This is a genomic window from Pseudomonas sp. SWRI50 (genome assembly GCF_014269095.1).
GTDB classification, from domain to species: Bacteria; Pseudomonadota; Gammaproteobacteria; order Pseudomonadales; family Pseudomonadaceae; genus Aquipseudomonas; species Aquipseudomonas kermanshahensis.
Genome location: NZ_JABWRW010000014.1, coordinates 21800 through 47078 on the forward strand (window position 1 = coordinate 21800; position 25279 = coordinate 47078).

Below are 25279 nucleotides of genomic sequence, written 5' to 3' on the forward strand. Positions count from 1 at the left end.
TTCACAGTGCCGTCTCTAAGCCGCCGACCACTGTACCTACTTCGGAGAAGTGTAGAGCTCGAACCAAGGAACGGATGGCTTTGAAAGCTTCAGATTTCCGGTTTTTGAGATGAGCCTAAGCTGCGCGTGCGCCAAATGGTATTGCTCCCAAGCAGCACAGAGCATTACGTCCTCAATGGTAGCAACCACGCCATTGAGAGAGCCCACTAAGACGTTCAGAGGGTTCGTGTCAGTTGCCAGGCAGAAATCGTAAAGAAGCTGATCAAATGTTGTCGGTGCGACGTGATCAACAGCCGCGTTCGCATGATTTACGGGCTCCCCCGTTACCGGGCATACGGAAGTAACAACCAAGGCTGTATCCCTAAACGTCCTAATCTGCTGATTGACAGCTGTACGTGCACCGGCTCGAAAATCCAAAAGTCCCTGGGGCTGCCGTGTCTGCCCCCGTGTCCCTGGCATGAGCTTGATGGCGTGAGTGAATGAAATATCGACCTCTCCTCCACAGTGCCGGCGCAATACGAAGCATCTGGTGCCATGAGACGTCGTTTGCGTGGTGATGGCTGCGACCCCTACTCCTGATTTATCAGACCACTCATCGTGGTACTGAAATAGGCTGTACAGGAAGTCAGCATCGACCTCAGCCACCTCTTTCCCATCAGGCGTCTTGGCCAAGATGTCTCTGCACCTGATGCGAACATCGTTTTTGGTGGCAAAGCCTTCATTATTGATCTGGTAAGGCAACTTCGACTCTCCAGTGGTTGGCTCAAGCTCTACACTTGGCAGACGATGTGGGCGTCTAGCCCGTCGACACGGCTCTAAAGTTTGCGAAAAATCGTTGACCCGTTTCAGCGTTCGACAATGTCGAGAGGCATAGTAATAACACCTACACAGATAGTAAGTCTCATCGGAGGTTAACCCTTGACTGCCTCTCAAGGCATTAAACTCAGAGCGAGACAAGCGGGCATGAACTCTCCATTTTTCCGGTTAACGATGAACCTCGTCCTCCACTCAGTGTAACGCTCTGCCAAGGAATGAGGGCGGTACTCGGATATGTCTTGGGAGAAGGAAGCATGAGCCTCACACTGCCCTGCCTGCAATATCCTGTCTGATTCTGGTGGAAGTAGACATCCCCTGGGCGTGCTCCCTGCCGGAGACGGCTGTCGTGAGCCACCCCTGGCGTCGGCCACGGGCCGACCCAGCACTCCATTGCGCTCCAGCCGGCTCTTTGGTATCAATACTTATCGGCCCCGTCTCAAGGATCCATCTCTCGTTGTGGGCTTTCGATTTATCGTCATGTGGAGAATCATATGGCATGCCCTCGCGGCGCAGCAGCCCCCAACGCTCATACCCAAAAGAGACTATTTGCAGCATCTGCGGGCTTTTGTCAAAATCCCGGCTGTTCAAACCTGTTGTTTTCAGATGAGGCCGGCAAATCCATCCACATTGCAGAAATGGCTCATGTCTATGCCGCTAACGATGATGGCCCAAGGGCAAAGCCCACATTATCCAAGCATGCACGTGGCCACTTCGACAACCTGATTGTGCTCTGCTCGAATTGTCACACGAAGGTTGATAAAGCTCCGGACGCGTACCCTGACTCGATGATATTGGGATGGAAAAGAGAACATGCGCGAAAATTGGCCGCGCTTTTCGGTGCCGTCAAGCTCGATAGTCGCGGGGACGTCCATGACTTGATTGAGCCGTTGTTGACAGAAAATCATGCAATATTTCGAAACTATGGCCCTCATATTGAGGCAGCGCTGAACCCGGAAAGTGGCGCAGCCGAGCAATGGAAAAGAAAGATGCTTACTCGGATCATTCCGAACAGCCATCGGGTGCTTGCGATCTTGGATGCCAACCGACATTTAGCTACTGCTTCTGAGAAAGCTGAATTAGAGCTTTTCCGGCAGCATGTAGATGATCTGCAGGCATTTCACATTGAGGAAATTCTGCAGGATGGAACTCGGTTTCCAGAAGGCTTTGCAAGAATTATGGAGGATTAGTCTGTGGGAAATGCGGCAGATTGGGTAGCAAATAAAATTGCAGATGGGAGCGATCTGGAGCTTGTCGGACGGCCTGCACCTGATCGACTCATAGTCCGTGCACCAGGGAAGGACGTATTACAAGTTGCAGTAATAGGAGTAAGAGATGTCATAACTGCTGATCACTTGAAGCCTGTTTTTCAAGGTGTGGATCATCCATATTTTGTTTTGAACATACCATCCAGCACGGTTTGGCGAGGGGATGCCATGGAGGTAATCCACGACGCCCCTGCTGCATTCGGTTCACTAGGTGACCTAGGAAAAGCAGCGCGACTCGAGTATCCATACTTATACCGCGACAAGCAATGGAGCTTTTTTGACAACGGCATAAGTCAACATTCCAACGTCAAACACGTAAAGTATCTGTACGACAGAGTTTTCGAAGCACACAGGTATAACGGAGAACCGCTTATTATTGCTATGGTAGATGCCTATAATATGAGTGCTGAAGATATTCGCGAAGCACTAAAGCGCTATAAAAAATTTGACATAGCGGTCAAGATGACAAGCTATGGATCTATCACGAGTGCTGCTACTCAGGCAGCGGCATCTTTCGGAGCTGAAGCGCTCATGTACGGAGATCTCTTACGTCGGCTAGGCAAATGAAGCGAGAAGAAGTTGTCATTGCAGTGTGTGAAATCGCTGAAAAACTCGGCTCGGCTTGCAGTGGGAGTGAGTGGTATCTGTTCGGGTCTGTTGCTAGATGCTCCCCATCCCCCTCAGACATCGACCTCATGATCTTATGCATCGATAACCACCAGGCTGACACCATTCGGAGCATCATTGATCCAGATGCTCTCGCAGTCCCGATCCACCTTTGCCTTTTGACGTTTGACGAAGCTCGGGAAATCGACGCTGTGCACGTACAGGGCGCTCAAAAGATTTTCCAACAATCTCGATAGCTCGGTAGGTGCGCTCCTCCTCGATAGCGCCGTCAACCTTCTAGATATTCACCGACGTGGTTTTGTCGTCAGAGGCATCTGACAAGGAACTGGCCAACTCCCGCTTCGCTGCAGACCGGTTGGACTGTGAGCTACGCCTTACCTACCGTATTGAAATCGGCGTAGACGGAGTGAAATCACCTGAATCGCGGCTGATAGGCTGCCGCCACTAGGGCCGTTACACTGTAGGCTGCAGGCGTTGCGGCAGACCGCTGATTGGTTGCAAGGCGTCGTGGACGACCTACAGCCCACGCCAACGCTCTATTTCATCTACTCATTTGGGCGCTCAAGGAATGCCTTAGTGCCAGTGCATGGAGTCATTCGAGAAGCCGGTGGCTGAGAGGTTCTGTTCAGCAAAGGGGTGGTTCATCTGAGTGAAACGATCATTCAGCAGAAGCGGAATGAAGCAGAGCACATCGCCTGGACACAAATCAAAGATGTGATGGATTCGCTTGGCGCCTACAAGGACACAGCCGTCCATGTAGCAATGACGGTGCAAGGCCTCGGCGACCTCATCGAATTCAAGCTCTGACGGCCAATGCCCTACCAACTGCGGCGGGGCATCGCTGAACCAAAGGTTGGAACGCTATCCTCCTTTGATTGGTTCTCGCACGGCCCCTCATCTGCGAATTTCAGCTGACGGGTGCCCGAGGCCCGCTACCGCCGTAGTCGAAAAAGTAGGTCGCCAGCTTTAACCGCGACCCAGGATAGGGTTATGGGAGGAGATCTCCTCCAAACTGCTTCGCCACACAGACACGAGCCTTTCCATAAGGGACACCTTTATACTCATCTGGCTTGAACTCCAAGTGTTCCTCAAGCTCAATTTTAAAATCAAGCTCATCATCATGGAATCGACGCCTGGACGCTAATCCTCTAACACGTTTTGCAAGAAAATAAGCACGCTCAGAATACGTTCCGTATCGATGCTTCAGTTGGAAGGTTCTGATGGAAGCACCTGAACTGTTAAGATTTTTGACCGCAGTCACCTCCAATCTATACTGATCTTTAGGCAAGGTCAGACTGGCGAACTCCGCTAGTTTGTCAGCAGCCGCTGCTATCGGCCCGAGTGAGAACTCAATTGACTCTTCATCAAATAGCGGATTGAGGTGAGGCGTCACAGAGAAATCGATTTGCCCTTTCATCTGAGGGCCATTGCACTTCTCGCAGCAAGGAATAAAGTTGTACAAGGACAGGGCCAAAAATGGATATTCTGCCTTCCCGTAGTAATGATCGATAGGAGGACGATAGCCTTTGATTTCTTCATCAGGCAAACAAGTTCCGGTCTCAATCATATGACAATAGCAGCAGACCTTGTACCGCGCCTGCGAACACAAGTCATATGCAGTCCAGGCTTTGTTGGACTTTTCAGAAAATGAACTGTAATCGAACACCAACTTCATTTTCTCAACCGCACAGGCCCGAAGCAAAGGCCCACTAAAGGCCTGCAGAAAATTCTGAATACAAAGCGCCAAATCAGATGGCTGCCCATACACAATAATCCGCCTATTATCAGCAACAAACTTAGCTACCTGCCTGTCAACAATGGAGCTGTCAAGCTTGGCCAAGCCATTGTCAATGGCTTGCTCTAGGAATGCAGCATGATCGTTAACGGCTGTCGCCCAAACATCCGATATATTAATGATCACGACCGCCCGCCCCTCTGCAGGACGGCTCTAATCGCTTCATCGCCAATTTCGCCTATTAAGACCAAATCAGACTTCGTAAGCTTATTGAGCTTGGCACGCGCATACATTTCGTTGATCTTAGTCGCTGCGAAAACCCCAAGAGAATTCGACTCGAATGATCCAGCTATCACATCCTCGATTGGTGCACCGAAAGTCTTTACCCTCACACTGGAGTCCAGGTTGGTTACATACACGCCTGGAATATCAGCTGCAATTAGAGGGGAATGAGACGCCAGAATAACCTGCAGACTTCTCAAGCCGTACTTCCTCCTGAGTCCACCAAGGTACTTATTCAAAAGCGTAATATACTTCCTCTGCCAATCAAGGTGAAGATAAGCATCCCCCTCATCGATCATTAGCAATACAGAGCCTCGACCGTTCTGCGCCGCTGTGGCAACCGCATCACCAATATGGGCGAATTGATCAATCAGTGCCTGAAGGCCAGAGCTGAGTAACGACCATTGAATAACTATGGGAGTATTATACTGACGTACTGCATCAAACTGATCCACTCCATCGATTAAAAAGGAAACGGAGCGATCAGTGAAATTTACGTTACAACCATAATTCCTCAGCGCCTCGGAGCACCGGGACACCAGTTCTTGGATATGATCAATTCCCACCTGAAAATCATAACGACGTATGATCCCTAAATAGGCCAACAATGAGAGAGCGTAGTCGACACTCTCTCCTTCCCTCTTACCCTGCAAATATTCTACGACAGCAAGATGATGAATACGCTCGCCACAAGGAAAGTGACTAAGCATATAACCATCCAAAAAGTCAACGATGGACTTAAGGCAACTTTCTAATTCATCGTCCAGGCTTCTGAAATCACTCGCCTCCTTGAGTCGAGTTGACTCATAGCTTTTAAGCTTAGTGACTAGATCTTTAAGTGAGGCATTCGTTATATGGCGCACGCGCTGCCTAAGTGCAGGTATAAAAATTGCTCGATAAACATTTTTCGAGTATGAGAGCGTAGCAGTAAGCTGAGTATTTTCACCCAACGCCTTGGCAATCTCTCCAAGCTGGGCCATTCGCCCATGCTCCTCGCCTAGTTTGTCAGTATTCTTGTTCTGAGGAGAGGCATCAATCAGGCCGACCCTGCGACTCATTTTACGTTTGTAGGGCAAGCCAGAATAGTAAATCGCACAAAAATCGTTGTCGTGATTAGACAAGGTATAGACATCACCACGTCTGTCTCTGACATAGACTTTGGTATCTCCCCTACCAGGCGCTGACACCGCTTCGGCAATCAAATTGAGCAGCCGTGTCTTACCCGACCCATTCTTTCCAAGTATCAGGCTGACTGAGTCAACATCAAAAATTCTACCGACCTGTTCAGTGACCGGAGTAATTAGTTCCAACAGTCTTTCTTCAATGCGGAGCCCAACGATAGTTGGCATATAAAATCCTTTAACAATACGCCAAAAGCAGGTCAACTAGAAACAAATGAATCTCAGGCGCACATATCACACTTTAGTTTCTTATTTATATACAATCCAAACGGAGTATGAAAATCTGTTACCCTGCCAGGATGATAATGAGCTTTTATCGAGGATGGAGGGAGATTGCAGCTCAGCCTGTAACCAGGTGACGATGAACTACCCAAGAGCCTTTTAGCTCGTCGTTGCCCCCAATGGGAGAGAATTACCTTTGCTCCAGCCAGACGCTCCCTGGCGGGGATCAGATCAACGGGGATGTCAACTTCAAGGATAGTTGGGATGCCCACATCTCGAAGCCTGAGTCGGTAGTCATCCTCCCATGTGTCCTCGACATGGATATTCGCAGCTAGTGCCAGTAGATACTCGCTTCCACTAATGATGTAGTGGCCGTGATCCCGAATCATTTGCTTGTCGTCAGTGGAGAGCCAAATGGAGCCACGTTCGTCACCTCGCCGCTCACCCATCAAACGGATCGCTCTGTTTAGAGCAGCAGCAGGGACATCGGCATACAGCCGACGAAAGGTTTGCAAGATCCGCTCAGGCTCCTGCCCTCTGAGGCCTTCCTCGAAATACGTGGCCAGGCTTTCAGGCCGACATCCATGAAATGCCTTTGCGTGGGTGTAGTAACTCCACAGCTTTTCGCTGAAAGCTGGCAACACCTCCTGTTGGTTCGGTAGCCATTGGAAGTCATCCGACCAACACTCGGGCCGAGAAGCTTCGATGTGCTGACGTATCGAAGGTGTGAGCACCTGGCTCGCATACCTAGGGATGGCGTTGAGCCAAGCTCGACGATTTCGCCAGTCGAGGACACGTTCAATCATGCAGCGTTCCTGTGGTGGGGAGCCTCGCTTGCTTGCGGGCCATGCCTACTATTGTGCTGAATATCAGGGCACAAGGCCATCACAGCGTGACCTAAACTGCAATGTTGAAGCTATTACTACTTCTACTACAGTTTGGAGATGACTTTTTACACTGAATCGATTCAACAGACTATTTTCTGACGACAAATTTATGTCGTCTCTTGGGTCACAAACTGAGATTAAATCGGATCTACAAGGGCCCCGAATGGCCGTGATATCATTCTGACACCAAGCACTTCGGCATTCTTTTGAAAGGAGTTCATGTGAGTCAAGAAGATGATGAGAAATACCCAGCTAGCGCGGTGTCCTCTTGGAGTGGCTTCGTCTATCAAGGGAAAATCGCACTGTATCACTCCCTCAAGCTCATCCACGATGGCGACCTGGACTTTGAGCTTCAGCTAGACAGCAGCGACGATTTCGCTATTTATAAAAACGGAAAATTGCACACAGCCCATCAAGTAAAAGCGAAAATAAGCAAATATCGCAGTGGCTACAGCACAGCGCTCGAGCAATCTACACTCATCGAACATGACAAGGCCAAAGGCACGACCCGCTACTTTCACGTATCTGTACCGTTAAATAATACCGAAGACTACACAGGCGCTAGCGGAGAGACAGTAAAATTCTATCGCTACGGTGACAATCATTACTGCGGCCTTGGCGAAATTGAAGGGCTAACCAAAGAGCTTATAGGCAAAATATGTGAGCATCAGTCTATAACCGCAGGTGAGAATCTCTTAAATTTTAACTATTGCTTACTTTCAGAAAAGATCAGCACTAAAGCTGTCCACAACCACAAGCTGAACCAAGTAGATGGAATTTCGGAAGACAAAGCGGCATACGAGGGCCGAATAACGGCCAGTAGCATCTTAGAAGAACTACTGACAGAAAACCCTTACCAGAATCGGGACTACTATGCAGTCCAATTGAAGGCCAGGCTACAAACCCACCTGGAAGAGCGACTGGATCAGGCTCTCCCAACAATGAATGACGCCACCTACCAGAGGGCACTACGCCTGTGTGAGCACATTCGAGAAACTGACATCAATGAACTAAAAACTTTATGCCAGATGATGAAGCCCTCCGAGCGGTTTCAAGATGTTCAAACGAACGACATCAGGCGCTACACCAAGCTCATCCAAGCCATTTCGGCAGAACCCATCTTTAGTCATCTCCCTCATTATCTTGACAGCGAAAACAGATTCTACGTACCTACCGCTCTTGACATCGACGAAAGCGAAGAGTGTGAGTCTGACATGATCCGTGAGATGAAGAACAACAGAGATCTGCTGAGGCTACTATTTGAATACAACCACCTGATTGCAAGCAAGTCAGAAGCATCATTCACATTTAATACTAAATTTACAAACTCAGATGACCTAGACGACAAACAGGTCACGAAAAAAATTGAAAGCAATATCACCAAGTCGCTATGCATTAGCGTGATGACTAAGGACGACGCGGAGGGTCGACTGAATGATAAAGCAACTAATCGATGAAGCACTTGTTGCGCATGGCTTTGTAAGCGAGCACAAACTAGACACCACAAACTTTTATGTTCGCGAGACAGAATCAGCCATCAGGTTCGCAGTCCTCCATACTCTGGACGACCTCCTAGACCCAGCCGAACTCAATACCAGAATCAACCACCTTGCTCCTGAGTCTTTTACAAAAAAACCGAGCTTCAAGAAGAACTGCGACTTGATCTGCATTCATCGCCTTGACGTCCTTCCAGAATTCAAGGATCACGAAGAAGAAATTTTCGCCATTGAGGAAGATCCGCATTTTTATAAAAAGTATGTCCTCTACTACAGCATTGCAGAGGAAAGCGCTCTTACAAACTTCACTTACGACAAACTTGTCGCAGTAATCGCTGATAAAAAAGAGTTTCTCGACTATAAAGAAAACCCTCTGGCTGCTACACAGTACAGCTTCGCCGCTAAGACTTTTATCAAACTCCCCTTCCTAGAGCTACCTAGCCACGAAGGAAATCTTGTGTCCTTACGCTTACAAGCCGTTGAGGCCGTTGCAGAAGCAGGCCTAGACGATACGTATGCGATAATCCAGCAAGTAACCGACAAGAACGCCGACGAATTTATCAAGGAAATGATTCGCAATGAAATGGAAAATATCCAAGATTGAAGTTTCTAGCTTCAAAGCATTCAAGCACATTTCCTTGGATCTTGGCGACTCATACTTACTAACCCTCGACGGCCCGAATGGCTATGGTAAAACTAGCATATTTGATGCAATCGAATTGCTACTTACTGGCCAGATCAACCGGATACAGAATCTGTTTTCTACGTTATTAACGAGAAACAAGAGAGACTATGCGGATAACCTTTTCTGGAACAACCGTTCGGGCGAGAATGATCTCTACATCAAAATTGAATTTTCTACCAGTTACCGGAAGCTTGTGTTAGCCCGGCATTGTCCGGTAGCAATATTCAAAAAACCGGCGAACAACCGGGCTGACAAGTATGAAAACTTTAAACTCTACGAACTCCCTGAATTCGAGTCACTCGACTTCACAAAGTCCAATCAACGAGACAACAACTTCCTCGACGAGATCTTCGGAAAGAATTTCAGGGAAAACTTTTCTTTCCTTAACTATCTAGAACAGGGTCAAAATCGACTACTACATACCAGGGTAGACGAACGAAAGGATAAGCTAGGAAATCTGTTTAACATTAGCGACATCGAATCCGAGATCGATAACTGCACAACCATATACAACAAATTATCAAAGCGCATCAATGATCCGGAGCGGAAGGCACAGGCTGAATCGCTAACAGAAGAAATTAACACCCTGCGAGGAGCACTGCAGGCACAGAATGGAGTTATTGATTATAAAAAGCTCTCAACGACTGACATCCAACCAGCTTGGGACAGGGAAATACTGTTTCCAACCTATTCAGCAGCAGACCATACCACTTATCAAGAATCAGTTCGTAAGATAATCGATCTTTTACCACTCAAAGCCACAATCAGAACTAGAGTCCACAACGAAACTATCGATACCGACATTGATCGCAACGAAGAGTCTTTGAAAAGCCTGGCTCAATTTGGCAAAGATCTTGGCAAGCTCGATGTGCTTGAAGATATCAAGAAAAAGATAGATGAACTGGAACGTGCCGCAGGAATCATAAAACGCGGTGCTACAGTCATCAAGCTCGAAGAGGCCCAATCGCTGCCAAAGTGGGCTGAAGGACGTCTTGAATGGTTTGAGTCACAAATTAAATCCCGAAACAATCTGCAGGAGAAGTGCAGTACCAATGCTAACGTCGTAGCGGAACTGGAAAGGCTGAAGCGGCAGCTCCTCGAGGAACACAAAAATTCTTACCCAGATGATCAGCTATGCCCCCTATGTGGTGCTGACTGGGAAGACCATAAATCAATGGTGGATGCCATTGCAGAGCGGGCCAAGCAAATATCTGACTCACTGGGCCAGGATGGTAAGGATTTAATAAAACTCATTGCAACAATGGATGCCGAACTCGGCCTCATCGATACTGACATACAAGCCGACCTCAAAAATCTGTCGCCCACATTTGACCAAAAACTTCATGCAGCACTTACAAAAATCAAACTTCGCCTACCAGCCATAACTCAGCTACTGGAAAACCTGCAACGTGAAAACATCCAGCCAACCGGCTCATTCACAGACGTTGATGACATCATAAATGAACGCCTTGAAAAGCTGAAAGAAGCTCTGAGAAGCAAAAAAAAGGTCGAAGCAGACGCCTTAGCGCTGCCTGAAGACTGGAGAGAAACAACAAAAAGCGCCTTCAAAGACCTCCAGGACTTCTACATTATCACGATAGAAGACTTGAATGGTAAGGAGCAGTACATATCGATTAAAGCTAACGAGGCTCAAAGCTCTAGACTTCAAACCTGTATTGGCGACCTTAAGCTCATAGAGAAAGAAACCCTTGCAGCGCAAAAGGCACAGGCCAAAGTTGAAAAGCTCCGCAGCACACTGAAGAAGACCGAGCAGAATTATACCGATCAGACAATTTCGGCAATTGAGCTCATATTCCACATCTACAGTGGCCGGTTAATACAGAACTACCAGCGTGGCTTAGGCCTGTTCATCGAGAGCCGTGAGGGTACGCAGTTGAGGTTCCTTACTGCTGAAAAGTCTGAACATGACGCAGTCATGTCCATGAGTTCAGGCCAGGTTTCTGCGCTGAGCCTCGCCTTCTTCCTTTCTCTCAATAAGGTTTACGCTCGGGTACCGCTCATTCTCATTGATGACCCGTCACAATCCTTGGACGAAGTGAACGTCGCCTCGCTGACCGACCTGCTCCGTTGCGAGCTCAAGCATTGCCAGCTAGTCGTATCGTCGCATGAAGAGGATATCTCGGCCTACATGCGCTATCGCTTCGACAGGGCGGGTTTGGCCACGAGCTCGCTCAACATGCAGCTCCTGGCGAAAGAGGCTTCGTGAGGGGTACCTTGTAAAGCAAGGTAGGCCGCCGGCTTTCGCGGCCTACTTTTTGTACGATGCATTTTACAATCGTTTATTGCTTGACCAGGGGCGTGTACGCGCCCGCTTTAGCGTGTTGAGGTCAGAAGCATTCTATTATTTGACCATTCAAGCGGTAACGCTGTGCATGAGAGAGTGAAATCCTTCATCGATTATTTGGTAGAGAAAGGACTCCAGTTGAAATACGATCAAATCGGGCCTTTTTAGTTACTGAAGTCCTGCGTTGTTTTCCCTAACCGCTGAGCTGCACCGCTCCAAATGCTCCAGGAAAGTATAAGTATTTGACTCTACTCCTATTACGGCCCTCAGCTCATCGGTGTAATAAGCAACGCCTAGAGGGGTTCCAAACTTCCGACTAGCCAAGGCATCCTCACACTCCCTGCTCCAGATACCAACCACGGCATGCATGTACTCTTTGAAGTTAGGGTGAGTTGTTGCACCTAGCGTATGGCCCGTATACTGGGGCTCATCCGGCAACTGGAGACGAGTCATCCATTTCATCAGGGCCATGTAAGCCGCATCACAAAATCGTTTGTGAATATCTGCCTTTGGAGCATCAATCCCTAGCCGCCCTGACGTTATAACGAGTCGCTCATAGTAAGCCTGCATCCATAGATCCATACGAATTACCGGATAAGGATGTGATCCAGTAGGCTCCTTATCAAAGCGTACAGGCTCATCCCCATTGAACACTAGCATGATAAAGCTTACACTTGCACACTGCATATAAGCTAGGTCGTAGTATTCCTCACCACTATACTGTACCTGTAAAAAGGACGCCATCCAATCCAACGCCTCGTAGTCTGCTGCCAGTTCCGTAGCATGGAAAATGGCTGCTAGCTCACCTGTAAACTTACCGCCCGCACTAATACCAAACTCATTAAGCGTAAGATTCACAGGTGCATTAGAATATTTCGCGCGGATCGCTCCATGATTTTGGTTTAAATGTCCCAACTCATGGAAAATCACAAAGGAAAGACCAAACTGATACATGAGCTCAGCTGCTTCGAACATATCGAAACGCGAAGGCAACATGTGAATACCAAGATGGTGTGCCTCTCCCTTTTTACCCATCGCAAACATAGCAAAATCTAGCGCCTGCGCGTAAATAACCGTCAGGAATTCATAGGTTATCTCAATAATGTGATGAGAAGGTGCATCCATACTTGGCCAAACGGAAGCGGAGGCCCCAATACCACTAGCAGTAGACCACCGAATACTGAGCTGTATACCAGATTTTTCATAATACTGGGCATTGAGATACTCAGCAATCTCACTACCCATATCGGCAGCGATACGATAAAGTTCCAGGTCAGAAATGGGGCGCACGGCTTGATCCAAATTCTCATAAAATTGAACAAATTATACACTTAAACAGTAACAGCGAAACCCTAAAAAGCCCTCAAAGTTTGAGAATCTGAAGCAAGCAAAACAGTAGCCATCGACCTAGACTTGCATTATAGGATGGTCATAATGAAATATATTCCGCAACCTTCTCTGAGCCTGCCTTGCAGGTCAATAAAAGCACAGAAAATCGCGAGTGACCACCGGGTTGATCTGGGCGACCACGGCGGCAAAACACACGCATCCCCAAGCGACGACCTTAGAAACACATGGGGTGCTGAATCTACACATGGCATCGAGATTTGATGCGAATCTCCCTCACTGTACCAGGGCGGTGGATCGGTATCCCCCCACGAACCGCAAAAAAAGATACGCCGTAAAAATTTCGACCACGTAACGGCATCATTATATTTATTTAAATTTGCACCTTTGCTACTATCTAATTTTCATCTACCGAGATATCGAAATGCTTGCGGATCGCGGACATAACTTGGAACTTATTTCCAGCACTCTAATATCATATACATGCTATGTCAGCTTCCAAGCACAGAGAAACTTGCTTGACGAAGCAAAAGGAACTGAAAACGCCTTACTAAGAATCGCAAGCATCACTTACAACAGAAATTTTACAAACCTAAATCATATACAGGAAAACTTCCCTGCCATTGATTGGCTAGAAGCGAACGACAATATCGGCGTCCAAGTAACAACAACCCGAACCTGGAATAAAATCACCTCAACAATCGACAAATTAATAGCCAACAACATCTCAACAAGCAAGGAAGTTTGGTTTTTATTCATATCAAATGACATTTATTCCCCGAGAGAAAACAGCTATCTCGGACACACTATTAAAGCCATTTCCATCCCGGAGCTATTAAGAGACATTTCTCTTCTCAGCAATGAAGCGATTACACTCATCAAGAACGAAGCTCTATCAAATCTAAGCGCCTGGTTCCCTGCATCTTCTCAAAAACCATCCAGCAGCTATATCCACACCAACTACCAAACCCCACTAGGCGAGCCATCTAACTTCATCACACATCACAATCTTTGGAACAGTCTAGGCGACCCGAAAATTATTGGCAACATAGTCTTTATGCAAATACAGGACTTTACTGCGCACTATTCACAGCTACCTCTAATCGCCAGAACGATTATCGCCAAAACAATTCAACATGCGTCTCAACCAGGATGGCTGAGCTGGCAGATTGAAATAAACATCCAGGAACTCGAGCTATACCTCTCTGCCGAAGAACTCTCTAACATGGATAGCATTATTGCTCTTTTGGAAAGTAAAAGCCTCGCACAGATCATTGAAAAGAACCCTAGATATGTAGAGTACGGAGAAGACACTTACATATTTCGCGACAAATACCTTGTACTCAACTGGCGCATAAGCGAGCCAGATTACGACATATTCACAGCACTCAAGTCATTTTACTCAGCACATCTCGACCAGAGAAAATTATTCCAGGCGTTTGAGTTTGCCAATTTTATTGACATTACCTGATTCAAGCTCAGAAAGTTCCTGAAGCGGATATAACACAGACATTGAACTATAAAACCCAGCAGAATTAATATTTTGTGTTAATGCGCAGCGTCGAGGGGTAAGCAGAGCTCGAAAGCCATAAGGGCCCTAAGGTCACATCAGCGGGATGGCCACGCCAGACGAGTACCCATGCCACTTCGGCAGATCAGTACAGCAAGAAAAGATACCTTTGCCCTATGTGGCATCTCGCCACATCCTCAAGGTTGATCAGGAAGGTTTGCATTGGAAGGCATTGAAAAGCGTCACCCCAGCGAGCGGTTCACCAAGCAGTTGATCAAAATGTGCCGAGCCTTGGACAAGGCCTCTGAACACGACTTTGAGGTCAAGGGTTACAGGAACACCCATCCAGGCCACATGGAAGCACTCGAGCTTTGGGTGGTCGGCTCCTATGCCAGAGGTGCTGCGACCTGTGCCGACCTTGATGTAGTGGTGAATTTCAACTCCAGTGGGGCGGCGCCATCATCAAGCGAGACACGGCGCAAGTTCTTCGGCTCTCCTCCACTGCTGCGCCTGTACGAAGGCACCCCCGAGGAAAACAGATCCGGCGTTCCATTCCCCGAGGCTGTGCTTATTTGGACTAAAGCAGACGGAGCGTGGCAGTCCAGAATTGACTCGATCAGACTTGATCCGAACGCCGGCAGGGCACCACGCGAGACAGACGTTATCCCCTTGCGTCCAGAGCAAATGTACCTCTGGCCTGAAGAGCTTGCCAAGGTCGTGGAGCTGCACCGGGCGGGCGTGCTCGAATGGGAGTTCATCCCCTTCAGCGATTCCATGCTGGAGCCTATTCCAGAGCAGGACAAGGGCGAGCCGGAGCGCCAGTTACATCTGCGGACGCGAGACATGGGAAAGAAAACCCAACAGCTCATACCGGCAGTTTGGCGGTTAGCTCGGGAGCTCGAGCACGACATGAGGTAGGACTGCGGCAAATACAAAGAGGCTACACTGATTTGTAGCACCACGCTGATCCACATCGGAAGACCTGCCCTGCCCATGAGAGCGTTTGAAGAGACGACGTTTAAGCACCTGATCCTGGTTTCACACATCACCACTCGAGGCCCCAATTGAGCCTGGCTGATCAGACGCGGCCCCAACCATCCACATTGGTCGCTAGTGGAGAACCGAGCAGCGTACTACGTCGCCTACAATGACCAACCAACCTACTTCTACGTGATGCATGGCTCGGCTGAGATATCGACCCTCGGGCTATTCAAAACCCCTGAGGAGGCCGGAGAATCGATCTTTGATGTGGAGGAAGACGAGCTTGAGCTGTACCAGGTTTGCCAGGCCAGCGGCAAAGACCTTTACGACGCAATGGTCGGAATGGAGGTCGTTGAATACGAGGGTGAGCACCTGGCCCTCACAAGCTTTGGGGCTTACCACGCCAAGGACTACTACCAAGGTTGCAGGCTAGATCACACCCTCGAATCGTTCATGGCGCTTTTTCCACTGAGCAGCAAGTAGCCATGCATCAGTAGAGAAGAGTGATAGTGAGCGGGCATCACGCCGCTCAACACCCAGCAACGCCCATCATGAAACAAGCCAACAAATTGGCACCGTTTATTTATAGCACTGCCAACCATTGACTTACATAGCCAAAAGCCACTACAAAGACAATTGCGGGCTAAATCCGCCTCTTGAAGCTCATCACGAAAGGAACTCGCAATGGCAGATGTTGCAGTTACATGTATTACCAAGCCGAACGTGAATAGTGCTCACGAGCACATCACCCACCTTGGCAACCCTACTGCGGGTTGGAAATGGACAAGGGAGCAGGTTATTCAAAGTATCGATACCAAATCGAATACTTTTTATGTTCAAGACCCTGCGAGCGGGAAGAGGGCCTACATCGGCGTAGTCCGGGAAAACGGCAAAGCCGCACATCTGCGGACTCATGCTGATGGAAAATGGAACAACAACCTGCTCTCCTTGAATCAATGCCCCTTAGGCTAACCTCACGTTACTTACCATGTGAGATAGCTGTCAGGTAGGGCTCCGTATTGATGAGACTGGATGTTCCCATCGATGTGGAGCTCGACTTCTACCTTCACCGACTGTTGAATTACGCTGGATCTGATTGATCTGGGCAAGCGGAGCGCGCAGGCGAGAGGATGAAAGCCCGAACGGCCAAGACCCGCCACAGGGCGGGGTTTGGTTCACGCCAGCCGTCCGCAAAGCGGCCCGCTGAGAGGTTATCGGTGGAGCTTACTGAACCGCTCAACCACAACACTGGGAGCAACGCTTGGCCAGGCTTCCAAATTCGCTGACTTGCGCCAAAAATCAATTGCGCACCAAAGGAAATACATTCCAGGAATTGCTCCGCCTATCATCGAATAGCTGTGCAAAACGGGTATAGCTCCCGTCGTAGGATGGTCTGCGAGCACTGGCAGAAGCGCAAGAATAAACACAGCCACGTAAGCCACAGCAAACCAAATAGCTCCATGGAACATCATGTATACAGGCGTAGCCAGCCGAAGCTTGGTCAGGCTGCGAATCCGCCCGCCCTCCTCCTTATACGCATACACCGCGCCGTGATTTTTGAGTTTATTTTTCGACTTCTTGTAAACACAATAAAAATCGTAGTGCTTGCCAGCCTCAATCTCTTCATATAGCTGAGTGGGAATGACAGTATTGGGAACTAACACACCATCAATTTTCATGATGACCTGGACACTTCCCTCTCGATGCTCAAAAACACGAATATCTTCAAGCTTGCCAGAGACCTTGATGTAATCAGTGCCTGCCACGATACAACTCCTGTCAAAATATCCGATACCTAGCGATAGGCAAAGGGAGACCGCAGGCAGCTCTAAGTAGAGCCACCTAGTTAACAATTAGGGTTTAGTGAAGCCGGTTCGGGCTTGTGAAAAAGGTTTTAGCCCCGGCCTTTAAAAACTCCCGCAACCCTGCACGCCCACCGTCCTTCCGGAAAGTAGCAATCACATAACGGGAATGTTGAGTATTCGCTACCCAGAAGCGCCCCTCCTTATGCAACGACTGGATGTCAGAGCTGCGTAGGTAGTGCCCGTCAGCAAATCGCCCATCCGGGCCAGCGCTCACATGACCAAAAACAACACCAACAGCACTAGCAGCAATGATCTGCGCGTTCACCAGGTACGCGGTGACAGGCTCTGCATACCCTTGGCCTGCGGCGCGCGCGATGCGCAGTAGATCAAAATCGGTGTACCGCCTGCTGTGCAAATCGATGGAATAGGTATTTGACGCTGCCACGTAAAGCTCCTTGCATGGCTGAACCCAGCCAAATCTGATCACGAAATGGAATTACACCGGAGCCCGGTACAGCTCTCTCACCTGCCGAAGAGAGTCATGATCAAACCCACCCTCATGGGAGTCGTTGTAGATCTGACCACTCTCGACCTCGAGCAGGCATACCGGGCAGTCGTTCCTGTCAAAACCCATAGACACTGACTTCAGTCGCTCCATGCGCCACGTCGCAGTGCCATTCAGCCGCGCAGGCGTAACGACCTGAACATCATCAATCTGCAAATCATCGCCTTGGGCACTGACGAGCTCATGTAACTTGGGCTCGTCATTCAACATCTCTTGACTAGAAACGAAACGGCCATCTATCCGCCGCTTCACACTTACGTGATACCAATGGGTAGCAAGCGCTCGAGAAACGCCATGCCAATGCATCAGCCCATCGCCGAACATGCCAGGGATGCCAGCCATGTCAGCTTGGTGAGAACGGAACATATCTTGATCTCTGAAACAGTCGAGTCATCACGAACGAGGCCGTGACACCTAGAAGATTGAGAAGATGCCTTGCAGCGAAGACGACTTCCGTTGGCCTGGCCCCTTGAGCAGGTAGACGGTGTTCCTGGTCTCGAAGATGTACCCATCATTGAAGGTTCGAGCGATTGTCGACCGCACCCAATCGCCAGGCTCAAAGCGCCGCTGTTCGTCGTGCACGACATTGTGGGCAAACAAGAACATGGGCTGACATCCAGCCGCAGCTACCTTGGCCTGCTCACCTTCCGTGAGGATGGCGTCCAGGATCACCCAATCCTCGACGACGCAAAGAGGCATCCGCTTGTAATGTTCTCGAGCAGCGAGGAGCAAATTTTCAAGGGACAGTTCAGAGCCGACAAGATCAACGCCTCCCTCCCCCATTAGACCGTCGCTGAGTGGGCTATCCATCAAGCACATCCCCGCATTTCAATTTCCATAAATTGCCGGTAATTCGGCCATACCGCCATAAACACGACTATAGACGTTTGTTTGGCGGTAAGCAAACGCGGCATATCGTTCGCTTTTGGGGAAAGCATCATGTCGCTGCGTTACTCATTTGCTGCAGTGCTTCAGCTACTGCGAACGCACAAGGGTTTGTCCCAAGACGATTTGTCTTCATTCGTGCCACAAACTAATGTGAGCAAGCTGGAGTTGGCCAAGAGCTCCGTAACCGTTGATACAAGCTATCTACTAGCTGCAGGCTTGGAGGTCGAACCCACCACCCTCCTAGCCCTGGTCATGGCATCACACGATCACCGCTCAGCTCGAGAAACACTTCTTGCATCACTGGCTGAACTAGAAGCGCTGGGCCTGGCCGACAGCCTTCTGCCGACCGAGCCTCAGGCTGTGACACGACTTAACGTATCGTCAGCAAGAAAAAAATTGATGGCTGTACAGGAACAAAAAGCACTCGGTCTCAGTCAGTCCCAAGCTGCTAAAAAGCTAGGGCTTCCAGAAAGCACCTTGCGTCGACTGTGGCATCAATCAATTCAAGACTAGACCTTCTGGGTCTCAGGATCGCTCTCCATCGGCAAATCACGGACGCTGCAGCGCTCTTGGCCCAACTTAGCGAATTGCCCAACAGAGAAGCTCATAAGACCTCTAATAAATCTCCCCAACTGATAGCTGACATCCCACGACTTAGCCAGATCATCCCCCCATCCCTAAGACCTCGATTGATGAAGAAACTGTTTTTCGCAGTAGCGCTAACCCTCACTACTACCCTGACCGCCATTGCCGCTCCTCCTACAACCTTCACCGAAGCTAAGATCATTGCAAAACAGAAAATCTACTTTGACCAAGCTAATAGCTCGGTCGGAGATCTCTACTGTGGTTGCAAATGGACTTGGGTAGGAAAAACGGGTGGTCGAATCGATGCTCAGACATGCGGCTATGAGACTCGCAAGCAGCAAAATCGGGCGGAGAGAACAGAGTGGGAACACATTGTCCCAGCATGGACTTTTGGGCATCAGCGTCAGTGCTGGCAAACGGGCGGGAGAGAAAACTGCGTTGATTCAGATCCTACATTCCGTGCGATGGAGGCTGACCTTTTCAACCTCTACCCAGCCGTAGGCGAGGTGAACGGAGACCGCAGCAATTTCAATTACGGTATGGCACCAGGTGTTGCACGTCAGTATGGCCAATGTACGACCAAGATTGATTTTCAACAGAAGGCTGCTGAGCCTCGCGATCAGGTGAAGGGGCTGGCTGCTCGAACAACGTTCTACATGTTTGATCGGTACAAGCTCAGTATGTCTCGTCAACAACAGCAGGTTCTGATGGCATGGGATAGACAGCATCCGGTGACTGCTTGGGAGATTGAGCGTAATCAGCGGATCTCTCGTATCATGGGTCATTCAAACCCTTTCGTGACTGGCGAACGAACTTGGACGCTCGGCTACAAACCAACCGGTAGCCCCTCGGCCCTATCTGACATCGCGATCCAGTCCAATGCAGATACCGCTAAGCCTACGCTGGAGAAAAAGGCGACGAATGTGTCGATTCTCGGCAATCGGAACAGCCACGTGTACCACCTAGCATCTGGATGCCCTGGCTACCATCAAGTCGCTGAAAAAAACCAAGTGCTATTCAGCTCAGAAGCGGATGCACAGGCTGCGGGGTATCGCAGGGCTAGTAACTGTAAATAACTTGCTCCCTACTCGCAGGACGACGATATAGGGGAGAGCATCTGCGGGGAGGTTATCCTCCTCGCCTACATCAAGTTTCCTCGCGGCAACGTTTCACCTGGCTCATTAGTGCAGGGAACAGACCTGCTCTCGGGCGAGCGAATTCCTCTTAGCAGCAGGCAAAAGCGCAAAGCTCACAACGCGTCATTGAAACGAACTCGATCTGGTTTCTCGGCCAGCCTCGGCGTCAATATTGACATACATGTCAACACCATCATCATGGCCTGCAGCCCAGTAATTTCGGGGCCTCCCGGTGATGTCTGGAATTTGTCACCATGCTTTTTTATCAGATAATAATATCAATGGCGACCGCAGCAACTTCAGTTTCGGTTGGCTGCCTCAGCAGCATGGCCAGTACGGCAGTTGCCTGACCCAAGTCGACTTCAAGGCCAAGAAGGTCATGCCACGCCCTTCGATCCGCGGCATGATCGCACGCACGTACTTCTACATGAGCAAGCAGTACAACCTGCGCTTGTCGAAGCAGGACCGGCAGCTGTTCGAAGCGTGGAGCAAAACGTACCCCCCGCAGGTATGGGAGCTGCAGCGCAACCAGCAAGTGGCCTGCGTGATGGGCCACGGCAATGCGTTTGTCGGGCCAGTGAACCTCAAGGCCTGCGGCTGAAGCTCAAGCCAGTGTCTGCAGGTAGGCGCTGGCCTCCCGGTAACGGGCCAGCCGCGCCAGGTCGGCGGGGCCAGGAACTGGGATGCGCGAGAGGTCGCTGTTATCGGCCAGGTCGGCCAGTTTGACGGTGCGCGCCAACGGGTCACCACCAAGGCGCTGGACGAAGTCTTGGTAAGACTCGCCATCACGCCGGCTCAGCGCCAGCAGCGCGGCAAGAATTTTCAGTGCAAAGCCTTCACGCGCCAAGTCGGACAGGGTCATCGGCGTGTCTTCAATTACATCATGAAGCACCGCGACGATCCGCTGCTCGGGCGTGGAAACCCGCATCATCACACGTAGCGGGTGCAGGATATAGGCCGCCCCACCCTTGTCGTATTGCCCTTCATGCGCCCTGGCAGCCACGGCAATGGCCCGCTCCAGTGTAGACATGAGGCCCTCCCCGTTCAGCTCTCCCAGTGCAAGCATAGCCCGCACGGGCATATACGCCCAGCCTTTGTAGGCGCAGCCTTGTGCTGCGAAGAGGCCGGTGCAGACGCCCTGTATTCAGGTGGCTGCACCGGCCTCTTCACAGCACAAGGCTGCGCCTACACGGTGTGGGTTGTGGGGTTAGCGCTGGGCACCATGCTGGATGACCACCGAATCGGTGCCCAGCTTGGCCATCACCTCGGCCTTGCGCGCCTCGGCCTCTTCCTTGGTCGGGAATGGCCCCATCAACACCACCGGCTTGCCGTTGCGGTATTCGACCGAAGACGGGATACCCTTCTCGATCAGGCGCGCCGTCATGTCGCTCAAGGCACCCATGTTCGCCCCCTGCACCACTTCGACATCCCAGCCTTCCGGGGCCGGCTCACCGGCCAGCGCCTCGGCGCGGCGCTGCAAGTCGGCACCACCGCACAGCTCGCGGATACGCAGGTTGTTGCCGCTGTCGTCGACGATGATCTCGTATTGGCCATCACGCTTGATCGCCACGTAGCTGCGGTAGGCTTCGTAGTGCCCGGCGTCGTCCTTGCCGCGAACCTGACCGCAGATGGTGCCATGGGTGTCGATCCGCACGTTGCCGAACTTGGCAGTCTTGGGGTTGTGCAGGTGCTCGGCCACCTGTTTGTGCACGCCTTCGACTTCGTTCTCACAGCCCGCCAGGGCGAGCACTGCCATTACCACAGCCAGTTTGCGCACGCGTGTACCTCCAGATTCGAAGAGGCGGATTCTAGCATGCCGCCCCCGGGCAAGGACCGCGACCATACGTTACACCCTGCTACCGCGATGCGCCGACCACCGCCCCCTGCGCAGCCACGGCCCGGGCACTGATCGCCATTTCTTATCCCCCTGATAAAAAACTTGAGGCAGCCGAAACCGGGCGTTTCAGACAACAATCCAGGCAGTCGTACGACGACGTATGTCCAATAATAAAAAGGTGACCCCATGCCCCGCTTACACCTAAAGGTGGATGTTGCTGTCCGCGCTCTCGCACCAAGCGCTTTCGGCGCTCCCTGGGCAGCTCTGCTCCAGGAGGCGCCATGAAAACACTGATCGATAGTTACTTTCTGGTTCTGAAAACGCTGGTGATTGCCTGCCTTGTGGCCATCACCTGCCTGATTTTCACCAATGTCGTGCTGCGCTATGGCTTCAACTCAGGCCTGTTCTTCAGCGAAGAGATCTCCCGCCTGGCATTCGTCTGGCTGGTGTTTGCCGGCGCCCAACTGATGCTTCACGAAAACGGCCACATCGGTGTCGACATCGTCACCCGCCGGGTTTCACCCGGTGTGGCCAGGTGCCTGCTGGCACTGACGCAACTACTCATGCTCTACGTGACCTGGCTGTTCCTTGACGGCAGCTGGAAGCAGACCGTGATCAACCTGCATGTCGGCGCCCCCTCCACCGGCATTTCCATGGCCTTATTCCATGGGGCAGGCCTGGTCTTTTGCATCCTCAGCGGGTTGCTGATCTTCACCCAACTGGTCAGAAACCTGATGGGCACCCTTCCCGCGCACACCCCGGCCGAGCCCTCGGCAGCCGAACACGGAGCAGTCGAATAATGGCCCTGTCAGTCTTCGTCGGCGTGCTGATGGCCGCCATCTTGATCGGCGCCCCCATCGCCTACGCCCTGATCCTCTGCGGCGTGGCCCTGATGTGGCTGCTGGGCCTGTTCGATGGCCAGATCATCGCGCAGAACATCATCAATTCGGCAGGCAGCTTCCCCCTGCTGGCCATTCCGTTGTTCATCATCGCTGGCGAGGTCATGAACAGCGGTGGCCTGTCCAAGCGCATCATCAAGCTGGCTATCACCCTGGTCGGCCACCTGCGCGGCGGGCTCGGCTACGTCACCATCTTCGCCGGCGTGCTGCTGTCCAGCCTGTCCGGTTCGGCACTGGCCGACGCCGCCTCGTTAACCGCCCTGCTGCTGCCGATGATGGTCCTCGCCGGCTACAACCGCGACCGCTCCGGCGGCCTGATCGCCTCGGTATCGGTGCTTGGCTCAATCATCCCGCCCAGTATCGGGTTCGTCGTGCTGGGCGTCGCGTCCGGCCTGTCGATCACCAAGCTGTTCCTGGCCGGCATCGCCCCCGGGCTGATGATCGCCGCCGCCCTGGTCGTGGCCTGGTGGCTGATGTCGCGGCGCAACACCGACGTCGAACTGAGCCCGAAGGCCAGCGGCAAAGAGCGCCTCAAGGCTTTGGTCGACAGCTTCTGGGCATTGATGCTGCCGGTGATCATCGTGGTCGGCCTGCGCTTTGGCGTGGTCACCCCCACCGAGGCCGGCGCGGTGGCCAGCGTCTATGCACTGCTGGTGTCGTCGTGCATCTACCGCGAACTGAGCCTCAAGTCCCTCAATGACCTGCTGCTGCGCGCCGGCAAGACCACCGCCGCCGTGATGTTCCTGGTCGCCGCCGCCTCGATACCGGCCTGGATGATCACCATCGCTGATATCCCCGGGCAGATCATCGACCTGATCCAGCCGGTGATGGACAACCCGCGCCTGCTGATCGTGGTGCTGATGCTGTTGATCCTGGTGATCTCGATGGTCATGGACCTGACCCCGACCGTGCTGCTGCTCGCCCCCATCCTGGTACCGGTGGTGACCGCGGCGAACATCGACCCGATCTACTTCGGCGTGCTGTTCATGATCAATTGCTCGATCGGCCTGATCACCCCGCCCGTGGGCACGGTGCTCAACGTGGTCTGTGGCATCGGCAGGATGCGCTACGAAGCGCTGCTCAAGGGCACGTTCCCGTTCCTGATCGCCGAAGTCATCGTGCTGTTCCTGCTGGTCATCTTCCCTGAACTGGTCACCGTCCCTGCCCAGTGGTTTGGCCACTGATCCCCACAACAATAAACAACAATAAAAGGTACACAGCATGAAGAAGCTCGCCGTCATCGCCGCCCTGTTGCTTTCCAGCAGCCTGAGCATGGCCGCCGACTACAACGCGCGCGTGATCAAATTCGCCGCCACCAGCCCCAAGGGCACGCCACCGGCCATCGGCATGGAGCTGTTCGCCAAGAAAGTGCAAGAACGCAGCGATGGCAAGATCAAGGTGCGCACCTTCCCCAATGGCGTGCTGGGTGGCGACGTGCAGGTGCTGTCGTCGCTACAAGGTGGCGTAGTGGAAATGATGACCTGGAACGCCGGGCTGATGATCAACCACGTCACCGACTTCGGCATCCTCGATTTCCCGTTCCTGTACACCGACACCGCCAAGGTGGATGCCATGCTCGATGGCGAAGTGGGCAAGATGCTCACCGACCAGCTGCCTGAGAAAAACCTGGTAGGCCTAGCGTTCTGGGAGCTCGGCGTGCGCAACCTGACCAACAACGTGCGCCCGGTGCAAAACCTTGAAGACATCGCGGGCCTGAAGATCCGCGCCCAGCAATCGCCCCTGTTCCTCGACGTGTGGGCGGCGTTGGGCGCCAACCCCACCCCGCTGCCCTTCACCGAGGTGCACACGGCGCTGGAAACCGGCACCGTGGATGGCCAGGAAAACCCGGCGGCGCTGATCCTCGCCTCGCGCTTCAACGAGGTGCAGAAGTACCTGAGCCTGACCCGGCACAACTACAACCCGCAGATCGTGCTAATCAGCAAAACCTTCTGGGACACCCTCAACCGCGACGAGCAGCAACTGCTCACCGAGGTCGCCCAGGAAGTGCGCCTGGAGCAGCGCCGGATCTCTCGCGAGGCCGACATCAAGGCCATCGCCGACCTGCGCAGCGATGGCATGCAGGTCAACGACCTGCCGGCCGAAGAGCTCGCACGCATCCAGGCCAAGATCCGCCCTGTGGTCGACAAGTACGCCGCCCAGATCAACCCCGAATTGGTCAGCAAGGTCTACCAGGCCATGGGCTACCAGGCGCAGTGACGCTACCC

Annotated in this window: 26 protein-coding genes; 15 read left to right on the forward strand and 11 right to left on the reverse strand. The window is 51.6% G+C overall.

What is annotated here, in order from left to right; translation table 11 throughout:
* Positions 1–36 precede the first annotated feature (36 nt).
* Positions 37–741, reverse strand: coding sequence for a DUF3223 domain-containing protein (locus tag HU750_RS15860; RefSeq protein ID WP_186681085.1), 705 nt, complete (start codon positions 739–741; stop codon positions 37–39).
* Between the two features lie 566 nt (positions 742–1307).
* On the opposite strand from HU750_RS15860, the gene HU750_RS15865 reads away from it, so the two are divergent.
* Together HU750_RS15865 and HU750_RS15870 are read left to right on the forward strand one after the other, a co-directional pair.
* Complete coding sequence (locus HU750_RS15865) at positions 1308–2003, forward strand: hypothetical protein (protein ID WP_186681087.1); 696 nt, start codon at positions 1308–1310, stop codon at positions 2001–2003.
* A gap of 3 nt (positions 2004–2006) precedes the next feature.
* Complete coding sequence (locus HU750_RS15870) at positions 2007–2648, forward strand: hypothetical protein (protein WP_186681089.1); 642 nt, start codon at positions 2007–2009, stop codon at positions 2646–2648.
* A gap of 1048 nt (positions 2649–3696) precedes the next feature.
* Here HU750_RS15870 and HU750_RS15875 read toward each other — a convergent pair.
* The 3 genes from HU750_RS15875 to HU750_RS15885 are packed head-to-tail and all read right to left on the reverse strand — an operon-like array spanning position 3697 to position 6934.
* Positions 3697–4629, reverse strand: a complete 933-nt coding sequence (locus HU750_RS15875) for a hypothetical protein (protein ID WP_186681091.1) — start codon at positions 4627–4629, stop codon at positions 3697–3699.
* Positions 4626–6074: an AAA family ATPase gene (locus HU750_RS15880; RefSeq protein WP_186681093.1), complete on the reverse strand. Its 1449-nt coding sequence runs from the start codon at positions 6072–6074 to the stop codon at positions 4626–4628. Before HU750_RS15880 ends, HU750_RS15875 begins: the two co-directional genes overlap by 4 nt.
* A gap of 53 nt (positions 6075–6127) precedes the next feature.
* Positions 6128–6934, reverse strand: coding sequence for a hypothetical protein (locus HU750_RS15885; RefSeq protein ID WP_186681095.1), 807 nt, complete (start codon positions 6932–6934; stop codon positions 6128–6130).
* 302 nt (positions 6935–7236) lie between these two features.
* On the opposite strand from HU750_RS15885, the gene HU750_RS15890 reads away from it, so the two are divergent.
* The 3 genes from HU750_RS15890 to HU750_RS15900 are packed head-to-tail and all read left to right on the forward strand — an operon-like array spanning position 7237 to position 11423.
* Positions 7237–8472 (forward strand): ABC-three component system protein, encoded by a 1236-nt coding sequence (locus HU750_RS15890; protein WP_186681097.1) that lies wholly within the window; start codon positions 7237–7239, stop codon positions 8470–8472.
* Complete coding sequence (locus tag HU750_RS15895; RefSeq protein ID WP_186681099.1) at positions 8450–9115, forward strand: ABC-three component system middle component 1; 666 nt, start codon at positions 8450–8452, stop codon at positions 9113–9115. The genes HU750_RS15890 and HU750_RS15895 overlap by 23 nt, the downstream gene beginning before the upstream one ends.
* Complete coding sequence (locus HU750_RS15900) at positions 9090–11423, forward strand: AAA family ATPase (RefSeq protein WP_186681101.1); 2334 nt, start codon at positions 9090–9092, stop codon at positions 11421–11423. The genes HU750_RS15895 and HU750_RS15900 overlap by 26 nt, the downstream gene beginning before the upstream one ends.
* 246 nt (positions 11424–11669) lie before the next feature.
* Here the strand turns inward: HU750_RS15900 and HU750_RS15905 are convergent, their stop codons facing one another.
* A complete protein-coding gene (locus HU750_RS15905) occupies positions 11670–12791 on the reverse strand; it encodes a hypothetical protein (protein WP_186681103.1) in 1122 nt (373 codons plus the stop codon).
* 481 nt (positions 12792–13272) lie between these two features.
* Between HU750_RS15905 and HU750_RS15910 the strand changes: the two genes are divergently transcribed.
* From HU750_RS15910 to HU750_RS15925, 4 genes are all read left to right on the forward strand, one after another.
* Positions 13273–14319 carry an SMEK domain-containing protein gene (locus tag HU750_RS15910; protein WP_186681105.1) on the forward strand — a complete coding sequence of 349 codons (1047 nt, stop codon included), beginning with the start codon at positions 13273–13275 and terminating at the stop codon, positions 14317–14319.
* A gap of 261 nt (positions 14320–14580) precedes the next feature.
* Positions 14581–15276 (forward strand): hypothetical protein, encoded by a 696-nt coding sequence (locus tag HU750_RS15915; RefSeq protein WP_186681107.1) that lies wholly within the window; start codon positions 14581–14583, stop codon positions 15274–15276.
* 195 nt (positions 15277–15471) lie between these two features.
* A complete protein-coding gene (locus HU750_RS15920; RefSeq protein WP_186681109.1) occupies positions 15472–15822 on the forward strand; it encodes a hypothetical protein in 351 nt (116 codons plus the stop codon).
* A gap of 201 nt (positions 15823–16023) precedes the next feature.
* Positions 16024–16311, forward strand: coding sequence for a DUF3892 domain-containing protein (locus tag HU750_RS15925; protein ID WP_186681111.1), 288 nt, complete (start codon positions 16024–16026; stop codon positions 16309–16311).
* Between the two features lie 239 nt (positions 16312–16550).
* Here HU750_RS15925 and HU750_RS15930 read toward each other — a convergent pair whose 3' ends face one another.
* The 4 genes from HU750_RS15930 to HU750_RS15945 all read right to left on the reverse strand — a co-directional run bounded on the left by HU750_RS15930 (position 16551) and on the right by HU750_RS15945 (position 18519).
* The gene (locus HU750_RS15930) at positions 16551–17105 is read right to left on the reverse strand and encodes a hypothetical protein (protein ID WP_186681113.1); all 555 of its coding nucleotides are present in this window, start codon (positions 17103–17105) and stop codon (positions 16551–16553) included.
* A gap of 94 nt (positions 17106–17199) precedes the next feature.
* Positions 17200–17589: a hypothetical protein gene (locus tag HU750_RS15935; RefSeq protein ID WP_186681115.1), complete on the reverse strand. Its 390-nt coding sequence runs from the start codon at positions 17587–17589 to the stop codon at positions 17200–17202.
* A gap of 51 nt (positions 17590–17640) precedes the next feature.
* On the reverse strand, positions 17641–18075 hold the full coding sequence (locus tag HU750_RS15940; protein WP_088512411.1) for a hypothetical protein: 435 nt from the start codon (positions 18073–18075) through the stop codon (positions 17641–17643).
* A 48-nt stretch (positions 18076–18123) separates the two neighbouring features.
* Positions 18124–18519, reverse strand: a complete 396-nt coding sequence (locus tag HU750_RS15945; RefSeq protein WP_186681117.1) for a DUF6957 family protein — start codon at positions 18517–18519, stop codon at positions 18124–18126.
* Positions 18520–18648: 129 nt separating this feature from the next.
* Here HU750_RS15945 and HU750_RS15950 point away from each other — a divergent pair, with 129 nt between their 5' ends.
* From HU750_RS15950 to HU750_RS15960, 3 genes are all read left to right on the forward strand, one after another.
* Positions 18649–19110, forward strand: coding sequence for a helix-turn-helix domain-containing protein (locus HU750_RS15950; RefSeq protein WP_186681119.1), 462 nt, complete (start codon positions 18649–18651; stop codon positions 19108–19110).
* A 179-nt stretch (positions 19111–19289) separates the two neighbouring features.
* A complete protein-coding gene (locus HU750_RS15955) occupies positions 19290–20258 on the forward strand; it encodes an endonuclease (protein WP_186681121.1) in 969 nt (322 codons plus the stop codon).
* Between the two features lie 295 nt (positions 20259–20553).
* Complete coding sequence (locus tag HU750_RS15960; protein WP_273029344.1) at positions 20554–20919, forward strand: endonuclease; 366 nt, start codon at positions 20554–20556, stop codon at positions 20917–20919.
* Positions 20920–20922: 3 nt separating this feature from the next.
* Here HU750_RS15960 and HU750_RS15965 read toward each other — a convergent pair whose 3' ends face one another.
* Both HU750_RS15965 and HU750_RS15970 read right to left on the reverse strand, forming a co-directional pair.
* Positions 20923–21348 (reverse strand): GTP pyrophosphokinase, encoded by a 426-nt coding sequence (locus tag HU750_RS15965; protein WP_027596108.1) that lies wholly within the window; start codon positions 21346–21348, stop codon positions 20923–20925.
* Positions 21349–21525: 177 nt separating this feature from the next.
* The gene (locus HU750_RS15970; protein ID WP_186681123.1) at positions 21526–22095 is read right to left on the reverse strand and encodes an SPOR domain-containing protein; all 570 of its coding nucleotides are present in this window, start codon (positions 22093–22095) and stop codon (positions 21526–21528) included.
* 341 nt (positions 22096–22436) lie between these two features.
* On the opposite strand from HU750_RS15970, the gene HU750_RS15975 reads away from it, so the two are divergent.
* The 3 genes from HU750_RS15975 to HU750_RS15985 are packed head-to-tail and all read left to right on the forward strand — an operon-like array spanning position 22437 to position 25271.
* Positions 22437–22955: a TRAP transporter small permease gene (locus HU750_RS15975; RefSeq protein WP_027596106.1), complete on the forward strand. Its 519-nt coding sequence runs from the start codon at positions 22437–22439 to the stop codon at positions 22953–22955.
* Entirely contained in the window at positions 22955–24238 is a 1284-nt protein-coding gene (locus HU750_RS15980) for a TRAP transporter large permease subunit (protein WP_027596105.1), read from the forward strand. The genes HU750_RS15975 and HU750_RS15980 overlap by 1 nt, the downstream gene beginning before the upstream one ends.
* A gap of 37 nt (positions 24239–24275) precedes the next feature.
* Positions 24276–25271, forward strand: a complete 996-nt coding sequence (locus tag HU750_RS15985) for a TRAP transporter substrate-binding protein (RefSeq protein ID WP_085273087.1) — start codon at positions 24276–24278, stop codon at positions 25269–25271.
* The last annotated feature ends 8 nt before the right edge of the window (positions 25272–25279 follow it).

Bases quoted from the DNA above. Each gene is read 5' to 3' on its own strand.
- HU750_RS15865 (WP_186681087.1), top strand. From the start codon at position 1,308: ATGGCATGCCCTCGCGGCGCAGCAGCCCCCAACGCTCATACCCAAAAG.
- HU750_RS15880 (WP_186681093.1), bottom strand. From the start codon at position 6,074: ATGCCAACTATCGTTGGGCTCCGCATTGAAGAAAGACTGTTGGAACTA.
- HU750_RS15885 (WP_186681095.1), bottom strand. From the start codon at position 6,934: ATGATTGAACGTGTCCTCGACTGGCGAAATCGTCGAGCTTGGCTCAAC.
- HU750_RS15895 (WP_186681099.1), top strand. From the start codon at position 8,450: ATGATAAAGCAACTAATCGATGAAGCACTTGTTGCGCATGGCTTTGTA.
- HU750_RS15900 (WP_186681101.1), top strand. From the start codon at position 9,090: ATGAAATGGAAAATATCCAAGATTGAAGTTTCTAGCTTCAAAGCATTC.
- HU750_RS15910 (WP_186681105.1), top strand. From the start codon at position 13,273: ATGCTTGCGGATCGCGGACATAACTTGGAACTTATTTCCAGCACTCTA.
- HU750_RS15925 (WP_186681111.1), top strand. From the start codon at position 16,024: ATGGCAGATGTTGCAGTTACATGTATTACCAAGCCGAACGTGAATAGT.
- HU750_RS15940 (WP_088512411.1), bottom strand. From the start codon at position 18,075: ATGTTCCGTTCTCACCAAGCTGACATGGCTGGCATCCCTGGCATGTTC.
- HU750_RS15945 (WP_186681117.1), bottom strand. From the start codon at position 18,519: ATGGATAGCCCACTCAGCGACGGTCTAATGGGGGAGGGAGGCGTTGAT.
- HU750_RS15950 (WP_186681119.1), top strand. From the start codon at position 18,649: ATGTCGCTGCGTTACTCATTTGCTGCAGTGCTTCAGCTACTGCGAACG.
- HU750_RS15955 (WP_186681121.1), top strand. From the start codon at position 19,290: ATGAAGAAACTGTTTTTCGCAGTAGCGCTAACCCTCACTACTACCCTG.
- HU750_RS15960 (WP_273029344.1), top strand. From the start codon at position 20,554: ATGTCTGGAATTTGTCACCATGCTTTTTTATCAGATAATAATATCAAT.
- HU750_RS15965 (WP_027596108.1), bottom strand. From the start codon at position 21,348: ATGTCTACACTGGAGCGGGCCATTGCCGTGGCTGCCAGGGCGCATGAA.
- HU750_RS15975 (WP_027596106.1), top strand. From the start codon at position 22,437: ATGAAAACACTGATCGATAGTTACTTTCTGGTTCTGAAAACGCTGGTG.
- HU750_RS15980 (WP_027596105.1), top strand. From the start codon at position 22,955: ATGGCCCTGTCAGTCTTCGTCGGCGTGCTGATGGCCGCCATCTTGATC.
- HU750_RS15985 (WP_085273087.1), top strand. From the start codon at position 24,276: ATGAAGAAGCTCGCCGTCATCGCCGCCCTGTTGCTTTCCAGCAGCCTG.